General features: G+C 70.3%; 6 protein-coding genes and 2 pseudogenes. 4 read left to right on the top strand and 4 right to left on the bottom strand.

What is annotated here, in order from left to right:
• Positions 1 to 177: 177 nt before the first annotated feature.
• From dxs to StrepF001_RS34340, 3 genes and pseudogenes are all read left to right on the top strand, one after another.
• Complete coding sequence (gene dxs / locus StrepF001_RS34350; protein WP_129802094.1) at positions 178 to 2,100, top strand: 1-deoxy-D-xylulose-5-phosphate synthase; 1,923 nt, start codon at positions 178 to 180, stop codon at positions 2,098 to 2,100.
• Positions 2,101 to 2,237: 137 nt separating this feature from the next.
• Positions 2,238 to 3,761 carry an amino acid permease gene (locus StrepF001_RS34345; RefSeq protein WP_129802093.1) on the top strand — a complete coding sequence of 508 codons (1,524 nt, stop codon included), beginning with the start codon at positions 2,238 to 2,240 and terminating at the stop codon, positions 3,759 to 3,761.
• 74 nt (positions 3,762 to 3,835) lie between these two features.
• Positions 3,836 to 5,289, top strand: a pseudogene (locus StrepF001_RS34340) (glycosyltransferase family 39 protein).
• 148 nt (positions 5,290 to 5,437) lie between these two features.
• On the opposite strand, the pseudogene StrepF001_RS48605 reads toward StrepF001_RS34340, so the two are convergent.
• Positions 5,438 to 5,796, bottom strand: a pseudogene (locus StrepF001_RS48605) (NTP pyrophosphohydrolase).
• 67 nt (positions 5,797 to 5,863) lie between these two features.
• Here StrepF001_RS48605 and StrepF001_RS34330 point away from each other — a divergent pair.
• A complete protein-coding gene (locus tag StrepF001_RS34330) occupies positions 5,864 to 6,892 on the top strand; it encodes a hypothetical protein (protein ID WP_129802092.1) in 1,029 nt (342 codons plus the stop codon).
• Between the two features lie 93 nt (positions 6,893 to 6,985).
• On the opposite strand, the gene StrepF001_RS34325 is transcribed toward StrepF001_RS34330, so the two are convergent.
• The 3 genes from StrepF001_RS34325 to StrepF001_RS34315 form a co-directional block, all read right to left on the bottom strand.
• Positions 6,986 to 9,115: a 3-hydroxyacyl-CoA dehydrogenase NAD-binding domain-containing protein gene (locus tag StrepF001_RS34325; RefSeq protein ID WP_129802091.1), complete on the bottom strand. Its 2,130-nt coding sequence runs from the start codon at positions 9,113 to 9,115 to the stop codon at positions 6,986 to 6,988.
• Entirely contained in the window at positions 9,112 to 10,329 is a 1,218-nt protein-coding gene (locus tag StrepF001_RS34320) for an acetyl-CoA C-acyltransferase (protein WP_129802090.1), read from the bottom strand. Before StrepF001_RS34320 ends, StrepF001_RS34325 begins: the two co-directional genes overlap by 4 nt.
• A gap of 237 nt (positions 10,330 to 10,566) precedes the next feature.
• Positions 10,567 to 11,868, bottom strand: a complete 1,302-nt coding sequence (locus StrepF001_RS34315) for a ribonuclease D (RefSeq protein WP_129802089.1) — start codon at positions 11,866 to 11,868, stop codon at positions 10,567 to 10,569.
• Positions 11,869 to 12,518: the final 650 nt, after the last annotated feature.

Genomic DNA, 12,518 nt, shown 5'->3' with positions numbered 1-12,518 from the left:
GACTGTGCCCGGTACCAATGGGGTACCGGGCACAGTCACGCCGTAAGAAAGCCATGAGCTGGGTAGAGCCGAACGCGTGATGTATGACGCACCGCCCCGGCGTCGGTCGCCTGGGCGGAACATTAGACTCGTCAGGCCCGGCAACAGCTCGAACAGCTCTACTGCAAGGAGGCACGGGTGCCGCTGCTGACCCGCATCAGGGGACCGCGCGATCTGGACCGGCTCAGCCTGGAGCAGCTGGACCAGCTGGCAGAGGAGATCCGGACCTTCCTCGTCGAGGCGGTTTCCAAGACCGGCGGCCACCTCGGCCCCAACCTCGGTGTGGTCGAGCTGACCATCGCCCTGCACCGGGTCTTCGACTCGCCGAAGGACAAGGTGCTCTGGGACACCGGCCACCAGTCCTACGTCCACAAGCTGCTCACCGGCCGTCAGGACTTCAGCAGGCTGAAGATGAAGGGCGGCCTGTCCGGCTACCCCTCGCAGGCCGAGTCCGAGCACGACGTCATCGAGAACTCGCACGCCTCGACCGTCCTCGGCTGGGCCGACGGCCTCGCGAAAGCCAACCAGCTGCGCAAACGCGACGACCATGTCGTGGCCGTCATCGGTGACGGCGCGCTCACCGGCGGTATGGCCTGGGAGGCGCTGAACAACATCGCCGAGGCCAAGGACCGCCCTCTCGTCATCGTCGTCAACGACAACGAGCGGTCGTACGCGCCCACCATCGGCGGCCTCGCGAACCACCTGGCGACGCTGCGCACGACCGACGGGTACGAGCGCTTCCTCACCCGCACCAAGGAGATCCTCGACCGCACCCCGGTCGTCGGCAAGCCCCTCTACGAGACCCTGCACGGGGCCAAGAAGGGCCTCAAGGACTTCATCGCGCCGCAGGGCATGTTCGAGGACCTCGGGCTGAAGTACGTCGGGCCGATCGACGGGCACGACATCGTGGCCCTGGAGTCGGCGCTCGCGCGTGCCAAGCGGTTCGGCGGGCCGGTCATCGTGCACTGCCTCACCGAGAAGGGCCGCGGTTACCAGCCCGCCCTCCAGGACGAGGCCGACCGCTTCCACGCCGTCGGCAAGATCCACCCCGACACCGGCCTGCCGATCGCCACGAGCGGTGCCGACTGGACCTCCGTCTTCGGCGACGAGATGGTCAAGCTGGGCGAGGAGCGTGAGGACATCGTCGCCATCACCGCCGCCATGCTCCAGCCGGTGGGTCTCGACAAGTTCGCCAAGCGCTTCCCCGAGCGGGTCTACGACGTCGGCATCGCCGAGCAGCACGGCGCCGTGTCGGCCGCGGGCCTCGCCCACGGCGGGGTGCACCCCGTCTTCGCCGTCTACGCCACCTTCCTCAACCGCGCCTTCGACCAGGTCCTCATGGACGTGGCCCTGCACAAGTGCGGCGTCACCTTCGTGCTCGACCGCGCCGGCGTCACCGGCACCGACGGCGCCTCCCACAACGGCATGTGGGACATGTCGATCCTCCAGGTCGTCCCCGGGCTGCGGCTGGCCGCACCGCGGGACGCCGAGCAGGTCCGCGCCCAGCTCCGTGAGGCCGTCGAGGTCAAGGACGCCCCGACCGTCGTCCGCTTCTCCAAGGGCGCCGTCGGCCCCGCCGTACCCGCCGTCGGCCGCGTCGGCGGCATGGACGTGCTGCGCGAGCCCGGCACCACCACCCCCGACGTGCTGCTGGTCTCCGTGGGCGCCCTCGCGCCGATGTGCCTGGAGATCGCCACGCTCCTCGACAAGCAGGGCATCTCCACCACCGTCGTCGACCCGCGCTGGGTCAAGCCGGTCGACGAGGCCATGGCCCCGCTCGCCGAGCGGCACCGCGTGGTCGTCACCGTCGAGGACAACTCCCGTGTCGGCGGCGTCGGATCGGCCGTCGCGCAGACCCTGCGGGACGCGGGCGTCGACGTCCCGCTGCGGGACTTCGGCATCCCGCCGCGCTTCCTCGACCACGCCTCCCGCGCCGAGGTCATGGCGGAGATCGGGCTCACCGCCCCGGACATCGCCCGCCAGGTCACCGGGCTGGTCGCCAGGCTCGACGGACGGTACGGGCAGTCCGCGGCCGACGAGATCGAAGCCGCACGCGACTGAAACTCCCTGAATGGGCCGGTTGCACCACGGTGAAGTGGTGCAACCGGCCCATCAGCGTGAAACTGCTCACGCCGGGGCATACGCGCACTACGCCCCCTCTCGATCATGTCGAGGCCGACAAGCGTGGGAGGTATGCCGTGAGCAGCACCCTCTTCCGGACGAAGAAGGTCGAGCAGTCGATCCTCGATACCGAGGAACCCGAGCACGCGCTCAAGAAATCCCTGTCCGCCCTGGACCTGACGGTCTTCGGCGTCGGCGTCATCATCGGCACCGGCATCTTCGTCCTCACCGGCGCGGCCGCGAAGACCCACGCCGGACCGGCCGTGGCGCTGGCCTTCGTGGTGGCCGGCGTCGTCTGCGCCCTGGCCGCGCTGTGCTATGCGGAGTTCGCCTCCACCGTCCCGGTGGCCGGCTCCGCGTACACCTTCTCGTACGCCTCCCTGGGCGAACTGCCCGCCTGGATCATCGGCTGGGACCTCGTCCTGGAGTTCGCGCTGGGCACGGCGGTGGTGGCCGTCGGCTGGTCCGGCTACGTCGCCTCGCTGATGGACAACGTGGGCTGGCACATGCCCGAGGCGCTCGGCACCCGGGAGGGCGCCGAGGGCTTCGGCTTCGACATCCTCGCCGCCGCCCTGGTGCTCGTCCTCACCGTGATCCTGGTGCTCGGCATGAAGCTGTCCGCGCGCGTCACCTCGCTCGTCGTCGCCATCAAGGTGACCGTCGTCCTGGTCGTGATCATCGCGGGTGCCTTCTTCATCACGGCCGACAACTACAAACCGTTCATTCCCGAGGCGAAGCCCCAGGAGGCGGGGAGGAGCCTGGAGTCGCCGCTCATCCAGCTGATGTTCGGCTGGGCGCCGTCCGACTTCGGCGTGATGGGCATCTTCACCGCCGCCTCGGTCGTCTTCTTCGCGTTCATCGGCTTCGACGTCGTGGCCACCGCCGCCGAGGAGACCAGGAACCCGCAGCGTGACATGCCCCGCGGCATCCTCGGCTCCCTGTTCATCTGCACCGCGCTCTACGTCCTGGTGTCGATCGTCGTCACCGGTATGCAGCACTACAGCCGGCTGTCGGTGGACGCCCCGCTCGCCGACGCGTTCAAGGCCACCGGGCACCCCTGGTACGCGGGCTTCATCAGCTTCGGCGCCGCCGTCGGCCTGACCACCGTCTGCATGATCCTGCTGCTCGGCCAGACCCGGGTGTTCTTCGCGATGAGCCGGGACGGCCTGCTGCCCCGCTTCTTCTCCCGCGTCCACCCGCGGTTCAGGACCCCGCACCGGCCGACCATCCTGCTCGGCGTCCTCATCGCGATCCTCGCGGGCTTCACGCCCCTGCAGGAACTCGCCGCGCTGGTGAACATCGGCACCCTGTTCGCCTTCGTGGTCGTCGCTCTGGGCGTGATCATCCTCCGCAGGACCCGCCCCGACCTGCACCGCGCCTTCCGCACCCCCTGGGTGCCCGTGCTCCCGATCGTGTCCGTGCTGGCTTCGCTGTGGCTGATGCTGAACCTGTCCGCCGAGACCTGGGTGCGGTTCGCCATCTGGATGGCGATCGGCTTCGTCGTCTACTTCATCTACGGCCGCTCCCACAGCCGTCTCGGACGCCATGAGGAGACCACCCTCGCCGAGGTGATGAAACCGGCCCGCGGCGACGAGGAGTGACCGTCGCAGTTTGAGGCCCCATCCCCGTATGTCCTGTTTCAGTGGGGCATACGGAGCCGGATAGCGTACGGCGTATGCGCGCCGAGCCCCTCGCCCCGACACGCTCCGTGTCCGCACCGGGGGAGAAGCGCGGCTACTGGCCCCGGCTGCTGCCTCTGCTGGCCGGGCTGGCCTGTCTCACCCGGGCCCCCTCCTTCGTCCGGCCGCTGTGGAATCCCGACGAGGGCTATCTCGCCGTACAGGCGCGGATGCTGGCGCACGGGGGAGAGCTGTACGAGACGGTCGTGGACCGCAAGCCGCCGCTCGTGCCGTGGCTGTACGAGGGGATGTTCGCGGTCGCCGGATCCGAGTCGCTCACACCGGTCAGGGTGCTGGCGGTGCTGGCCCACCTGCTCACCGCCGTCCTGCTCGCCTCGCACGCCCGGCGCCGCTGGGGCGACCGCGCCGGCCGCACCGCCGGCTTGCTGTACCTGCCGGCCTCCGTGGGGCTCAACCCCGAGGACGCGCAGGCCGCCGGCTTCGAGGTGTTCATACTGCCCTGCACGGCCGCCGCGATGTGGTGCGCGGACCGCCGCCACTGGGGAGCCGCGGGGGTGGCCGTCGCCTGTGCCTTCCTCACCAAGCAGACCGGGGCGGCCGTACTGCTGCCGGTGATGTGGCTGTGCATCCGGGCGGGCGGGGCTCGCGGGGAGGGCTGTTGCGGCTGGGTGCGGGGGCCGTGCTGCCGGTACTGGGCGCGGCCCTGGTCACCGACCCGGCCGGTTTCCTCTTCTGGACGGTCACCGGATCGGGGGCGTACGCCTCCTTCACGGGCTCCGAACTCCACGTACTGGGCCGGGCCCTGGCCAACACCGCGATCCTGGCCGTGGGGTGCGCGGGCCTGATCCCGCCGGTCGTGCGGGTGCTGCGCATCGCCCGCACCGGCGCTGCCGACCTGTGGCTGTGGTGCGCCGCGTCGGCTGGGGCGGTGCTGGCCGGCTTCCATTTCTTCGGCCACTACTACCTGCAACTCCTGCCGCCGCTGGTCCTGTTGGCGACGGCCGCGCTGCACATCCTGCCCCGCGAGCGCCTGACCGCCGCCGTCCTCACCTCGGCCTGCTGCTGCACCCTCTTCCTGGCCTGGGGCCTGCTGGCCCCCCGCACCGAACTCGCCCACGCCCAGCGCCTCGCAGACGCCACCGCACGCCGCACCGACCCCGGCGACCGCGTCCTGATCTGGGGCATGCACCCGGAGACGTACTGGCTCGCCGACCGCGCCCCCGCCAGCCGCTACCTCACCGCCGGCCTGCTCACCAACTACAGCGGCGGCCGCAACGGCCCCCAGGTCGGCGAGAAACACGCCGTAGCGGGAGCCTGGCCGGTCCTCCGCGCGGAGTTGACGGCACATCCCCCTGCCCTGATCATCGACGACTCCCGAGGAAAGTCGTACGCACCGGAACGCCTGCCGAGCCTACGACGCTTGCTGTCGGCGGGATATGAGGAGGTGGGTGAGGTGGACGGGGCGGTGCTGTACGCCCGAGTGGATTAGCTGCGGGCAGCCGTGCCGCACGCAGCTGCGGGCAGTCGTGCCTCCCCCGGTGCCTTAAGGGCCTGGGGGGACCCCAGGGCGGCACGGGTGGGCGCAGCGGCACCCGCAGCGCCGGGCTGCGCGACCCTTGCGCCCACACCAACCCCGCTCACCTCACAGCCCGCGGCCCCACAACCTCCGCCCCAACTCCCCCACCCGCCCCCGCAGTTCCCGATCAGCCGTGACGACCAGACAGCGCCGCTCGCCGACCTCGGCAACAAGCTCGACAATACGGTCGTCCCCACTGCCGGGCGCCGCCTCCACCCGTACCCCGGCACCGACTCCACACCACGCGCCGCGCCCTCCACCACAAGGACGATGTCCACAGGCTCCGCCGCCCCGGCACCCCGTCCGCCGCCAGCCGATCCCGCAACCGCTCCGCGCCCCGTGCCGGTCCCGCCACCAGCCATCAGGCACCGAACCGACCACGTTGGCGGCGTCGACGATGACCAGGAGTGGCGCACTCATGCCACCCAGGGTCGCACGAGCCGCCGAGAGGGAACCCGGCAGACCCGATTAAAGTAGGGGCGTGTCAATGGTCCGTGCAGTGAACGGCGACTGGCTCATACGCGGCCGTGACGGGCGGCTCAGCGCCTACGCCCCGAGTGACGAGGCCGTGTGGTGCTGGGCCGAGCGCCATCCGGGCGGCTCCTGGCTGCCCTCCCGCAAGGTGGGCGGAGACCAGCGTCTGCACCCCGGGCTCGCCGTGGGTCAGGGCGCCGACGGATACGCGCACCTCGTGGCCTGGCGGCCCACCGCGGGCGGCGAGGCGGGGTTGGTTCACTCCACACACTTCCGCCCCCACCTCGCCGCCCTCGACTGGATACCGATCGGTCACCCCAACAAGAAGGGCCAGCGGACGGGGATGCCCGCCGTGGCCGTCGACGCCGAAGGACGCGCCTACGTCTTCGTCCGCAACCGCGGCAGGGGCGTCCACACCATCAACCAGAAGGAGCGCGGCGGCTGGAACGGCTGGCACGACCTCAGGGGTTCCAAGGTGGACGAGGAACTCGTCGCCGTCACGGGGGAGTCGGGACGGGTCGAGGTGTACGCCACCAGCCCCGTGGGCGTCCTGCGCTGGTTGCAGCAGGAGCCGGGCGCGCGTCCGGTCGCGGCCGACCCGCTGCCCGTACGGATCGAGCCGGGCACGCTGAGCGCGCTGCCCACCTCGAAGGAGTACACGACGCTGTTCTACACGGACCCCGAGGGCATGGTGTACGCCTGGCGTCCCGGCGGTGAGCCGATCGCGCTGGTCGCCGCCGCGGGGCCAGGGCCCGTGGCGGTCCTGCGCTGCGTCCTCGAGGGCCATGACTGCACCCTGCTGGCCCAGCGTTCGTCCTCCGGGAGGGTGACCTTCGCGGCGTATCCCACCGAGCAGGAGGCGGCGGGCCTGTGGTGGACCGAGTCCGGACCCCAGCTGCCGGCGGGCGCGCGGGTCGCGCTGGCGGAGGACGCCGAGGGGCGCGTGGTGGCCGCGACGACGACACCGGACGGTGTCCTGCGCCTTGCCCGCCAGAAGGACGAGCCGGGGCTTGCACTGGCGGCTTGGCGGGAGAACATCTAGCCATTCGTTCCGGTCCCCCCGCTGGGGCAACCGGAACGCCGGTGCCCTGCACACCAGTCGGCATGCAGGGCACCTGTGTACACAGCGAAGCGCTTACACCGGAACCGATGCCACACCCGGGGCCAGGAACCGCTTCCCGTTCACCCGCTCGGAGACACCCTCACGGTCCAGGTACGGCGTGATGCCGCCCAGGTGGAAGGGCCAGCCGGCGCCCGTGATCAGGCAGAGGTCGATGTCCTGGGCCTCGGCGACGACGCCCTCGTCGAGCATGAGCCCGATCTCCTGCGCCACCGCGTCCAGCACCCGGGCCCGCACCTGCTCCTCGGTGAGGACGGTGTCGCCCTGCTTCAGCAGCGCGGCGACCTCCGGGTCCAGCTCGGGCTTGCCGCTGTCGTAGACGTAGAAGCCGCGCTTGCCCGCCTCGACGACCGCCTTGAGGTTCGGGGAGACCGTGAAGCGGCCCGGGAACGCCTTGTTGAGTGTCTCGGAGACATGCAGGCCGATCGCCGGACCGACCAGCTCGAGCAGGACCAGCGGCGACATCGGCAGGCCCAGCGGCTCGACCGCCTTCTCGGCGACCTCGACCGGCGTGCCCTCGTCGATGACGTTCTGGATCTCGCCCATGAAGCGGGTGAGGATGCGGTTCACGACGAACGCCGGGGCGTCCTTCACCAGAACCGCCGTCTTCTTCAGCTTCTTGGCGACACCGAAGGCGGTGGCCAGCGAGGCGTCGTCGGTCTGCTCGCCGCGGACGATCTCGAGCAGCGGCAGGACCGCGACCGGGTTGAAGAAGTGGAAGCCGACGACCCGCTCGGGGTGCTGCAGCTTCGACGCCATCTCCGACACCGACAGGGAGGAGGTGTTGGTGGCAAGGATCGCGTGCGCCGGGGCGACCGCCTCGACCTCCGCGAACACCTGCTGCTTGACGCCCATCTCCTCGAACACGGCCTCGATGATGAAGTCCGCGTCCGCGAAGCCCTCGGCCTTGTCCAGGACACCGGAGACCAGCGCCTTGAGGCGGTTGGCCTTGTCCTGGTTGATACGCCCCTTGCCGAGCAGCTTGTCGATCTCGGCGTGGACATAACCCACACCCTTGTCGACGCGCTCCTGGTCGATGTCCGTCAGGACGACGGGCACCTCGAGGCGGCGCAGGAAGAGCAGGGCGAGCTGCGAGGCCATGAGGCCCGCGCCCACGACGCCGACCTTGGTGACCGGACGGGCCAGCGACTTGTCCGGAGCACCCGCCGGACGCTTGCCGCGCTTCTGCACCAGGTTGAACGCGTAGATACCGGCGCGCAGTTCACCGCCCATGATCAGGTCGGCGAGGGCCTTGTCCTCGGCGTCGTAGCCCTGCTGGAGGTCGCCGTTCTTGGCGGCGGCGATGATGTCGAGTGCGCGGTAGGCGGCCGGGGCGGCCCCGTGCACCTTGCCGTCGGCGATGAAGCGGCCCTTGGCGACGGCCTGGTCCCAGGCCTCGGTGCGGTCGATGACCGGGCGCTCGACCTCGATGTCGCCCTTGAGGACGGAAGCCGTCCACAGCAGCGACTGCTCCAGGAAGTCGGCGCCCTCGAAGATCGCGTCGGCGATCCCGAGGTCGAAGACCTGCTGGCCCTTGAGCTGCTTGTTCTGGTTGAGCGAGTTCTCGATGATGACGCTGACCGCGCGGTCCGCGCCGATCAGGTTCGGCAGCAGTGTGCAACCGCCCCAGCCCGGGACCAGGCCCAGGAACACCTCGGGGAGCGAGAACGCCGGGACGGCCTTCGAGACGGTCCGGTACGTGCAGTGCAGACCGACCTCGACGCCGCCACCCATGGCCGCGCCGTTGTAGTACGCGAAGGTCGGCACGGCGAGGCCGGCGAGGCGCTTGAAGACCTCGTGGCCGCCCTTGCCGATGGCGAGCGCGTGGTCGTACTCCTTCAGCAGCTCGACGCCCTTGAGGTCGGCGCCGACCGCGAAGATGAACGGCTTGCCGGTGATGCCGACGCCGACGATGTCGCCGTCCGCGGCCTCCTTCTCGACCTGGTCGATGGCGGTGTTGAGGTTCGCCAGCGAGGCCGGGCCGAAGGTGGTCGGCTTGGTGTGGTCGTGCCCGTTGTCCAGGGTGATCAGGGCGAACCGCCCGGTCTGGAACGGCAGATCGAAGTGGCGTACGTGCGCGCTCGTGACGACCTCGTCCGGGAACAGCTCGGCCGCACCCTTCAACAGCTCAGCGGTGGTGCTCACTTGTCCCCCTCGAAGTGCGGGTTCTCCCAGATGACCGTCGCGCCCATGCCGAAGCCGACGCACATGGTGGTCAGGCCGTAGCGGACGTGCGGCTGCTCCTCGAACTGGCGGGCCAGCTGCGTCATCAGACGGACGCCGGAGGAGGCCAGCGGGTGGCCGAAGGCGATGGCGCCGCCGTACTGGTTGACGCGCTCGTCGTCGTCGGCGATGCCGTAGTGGTCCAGGAAGGCCAGGACCTGGACGGCGAAGGCCTCGTTGATCTCGAAGAGGTTGATGTCCTCGATCGACAGACCGGCCTTGGCGAGGGCCTTCTCCGTGGCCGGGATCGGGCCGTAGCCCATGACCTCCGGCTCGACGCCCGCGAAGGCGTAGGAGACCAGGCGCATCTTGACCGGCAGGTTGTTCTCGCGGGCGAAGTCCTCGCTCGCGATGATCGACGCGGTGGCGCCGTCGTTCAGACCGGCCGCGTTACCGGCGGTGACCCGGCCGTGGACGCGGAACGGGGTCTTGAGGCCCGCCAGGTTCTCCAGGGTGGTGCCCGGCCGCATCGGCTCGTCGGCGGTGACCAGGCCCCAGCCCGTCTCGCCGGCCTCGGCGTTCGTGCGGCGCACCGAGATCGGCACCAGGTCCTGCTGGATCTTGCCGTTGGCGTACGCCTTGGCGGCCTTCTCCTGCGAGCGCACCGCGTACTCGTCGGCGCGCTGCTTGGTGATGTGCGGGTAGCGGTCGTGCAGGTTCTCCGCGGTCATGCCCATGAACAGGGCCGACTCGTCGACCAGCTTCTCGCTGACGAACCGCGGGTTCGGGTCCACGCCCTCGCCCATGGGGTGGCGGCCCATGTGCTCGACACCACCGGCGATGACGGCGTCGTAGGCGCCGAAGGCGATGGAACCGGCGGTGGTCGTCACCGCGGTCAGGGCGCCGGCACACATGCGGTCGATGGAGTAGCCGGGGACGGACTGCGGGAGGCCCGCGAGGATGCCGGCGGTGCGGCCGAGGGTCAGGCCCTGGTCGCCGATCTGGGTGGTCGCAGCGATGGCGACCTCGTCGATCTTCTTCGGGTCGAGACCCGGGTTGCGGCGCAGCAGCTCCCGGATCGCCTTCACGACGAGGTCGTCGGCGCGGGTCTCGTGGTAGATGCCCTTCGGGCCCGCCTTGCCGAACGGGGTGCGGACGCCGTCGACGAAGACGACGTCCCTGACGGTACGAGGCACGATGGCTCTCCTCCAGAGGTGCGGGGGCGCTGAGCGCGCGCTTACAACCATGCTACTAATGAGTAACGTAGCTGCACAGTCCTGCTGGGTCGAGCGGTGAAGGTCACACCAGGGGGCGTCGCTCTGTCAGGCGCCTACCAGCTTCATGAAAGAAGCGACCAGGTGAGGCTCTTAAGGGGCGCGGGGAACTGCGCGACCAGCCACCACGGGCCCGCAGCCGCCCACGACGGAATCCCTTTACGGTGCTTTGGCGGACAACGCAGCCACCAGAACCGGCGTCACCAGCGCCACCTGCCATGCCCGAGCCCCATGTCCGACCAGCGCGGCAGCAACGGCCTCCCCGTCGGCAGACTTCGGCGGCTCCCAGCACAGGCGCCGCACGGTGTCCGGCGCGATCAGGTTCTCCTGAGGCAGGTTGAGCTGCTCGGCCAGTGCGGACACCCCGGTGCGCGCCGCGGACAGCCGAGCCGCGGCCGCCGGATCCTTGTCCGCCCACGCCCGTGGCGGGGGCGGCCCGGCCACCGGCTGCCCCGGCTGCGGCAGCCGGTCCTCCGGCAGCGCCTTCGCGCGGTCCACCGCGGCCTGCCACTGCTCCAGCTGCCGCCGCCCCACCCGGTGCCCGAACCCGTTCAGGGCCGACAGAGCGTGCACATTCGCCGGCATGGAAAGCGCGGCCTCGACAATGGCCGCGTCGCTGAGAACCTTGCCCGGAGACACGTCTCTGCGCTGGGCGATCCGGTCCCGCATCTGCCACAGCTCCCGCACCACGGCCAGCTGCCGACGGCGCCGTACCTTGTGCATCCCCGACGTACGACGCCACGGATCCTTACGGGGCTCGGGCGGCGGAGCCGACGCGATCGCGGCGAACTCCTGCCGGGCCCACTCCAGCTTGTCCTGCCGGTCCAGCTCCTTCTCCAGGGCGTCGCGCAGGTCGACGAGCAGCTCGACGTCGAGGGCTGCGTACCGAAGCCAGGGCTCGGGGAGCGGGCGGGTGGACCAGTCGACCGCGGAGTGTCCCTTCTCCAGGACGAAGCCGAGCACGTTCTCGACCATGGCCCCCAGGCCGACCCGCGGAAACCCGCAGAGCCGCCCGGCCAGCTCGGTGTCGAACAGCCGCGTGGGGATCATGCCTATCTCCCGCAGGCACGGCAGGTCCTGGGTGGCCGCGTGCAGCACCCACTCCACGCCGGACAGCGCCTCGCCCAGCCCCGACAGGTCGGGGCAGGCGGCGGGGTCGATCAGCGCGGTGCCCGCGCCCTCCCGGCGCAGCTGCACGAGGTAGGCGCGCTGTCCGTAGCGGTAACCGGAGGCGCGCTCGGCGTCCACGGCTACCGGGCCGGAGCCGGCGGCGAAGGCGGCGATGACCTCCGCGAGGGCGGCCTCGTCCGCGATCACGGGCGGAATGCCCTCGCGCGGGTCCAGCAAAGGGATCGGTGACAGGTCGGGCGCCCCTGCTGCAGAAGTTCCGCCGTCGTCCGGAGGGGCGCCCCCGGTGGTTCGCAGTGAAGTGTCTGCTGCGGTGTCTTGGGCGTCGGTCACCTGTCAAGGGTATCCGTGGATGGACAGCGCCCGCCGACGGAACGTTCCGTCGACGGGCGCCTGACCTGCTTATTTCAGCCAGCGACCTGACTGACCTGCGGAAACGCCTTCGGTGAATCCGGCCTCCGTCATAGTTCCCCTCATGTGCTCGCGGGGGTCCAGCCGGGCGAGGGGTACTGGATTTCGACCAACTTGCAGTGCTCATGCCAGTTGGTCTGTTGGTTGAATGGAATTCACCATCCCCCGGCTGTTGAGCATGGCTTCACCAGGCGCACACACGGTGATCTTGGCTGGTGTTCCGAGAGGGGCTGGGGGTGGTTCGTGGGAGTCGCAGGGGCAGGAGGAGTGGCAGACGGCTAGGGGGCGCTTTGGTTCTTGCGGCAGCAATTCTGTTGCCAGCGGGAGCACTCCCCACTCCCGCTGCGTCGGCCCAGTCGACGCTCTCCGGGCGCGCGGCGTCGGCAGCAGAGCGCTCCCCGGCCTCAAGCGGTGGGAGCGGAGCCCCTGTTGCGGGCTCTGAGGATGAGGCCCTGGCTGAAGCGAAACGTTCTGGCGTAATGGTCGAAGTTGCCTCATTGCGCAGTGAGACCAGCGAGGTATTCGCTACCCCCGAGGGAGAGCTGGAGGCGCGGGAGTATCTGCGCCCCGTG

Source organism: Streptomyces sp. F001, assembly GCF_004187715.1.
In the GTDB taxonomy this organism is placed as follows: Bacteria; Actinomycetota; Actinomycetes; order Streptomycetales; family Streptomycetaceae; genus Streptomyces; species Streptomyces flavusporus.
Note: the sequence above shows the minus strand (reverse complement) of the source record. Positions and strands in the feature narration are given on the sequence as shown.

What these genes read in the sequence shown, in the direction of transcription:
- StrepF001_RS34330 (WP_129802092.1), top strand. Translation starts at nt 5,864, where the DNA reads ATGGTCCGTGCAGTGAACGGCGACTGGCTCATACGCGGCCGTGACGGG.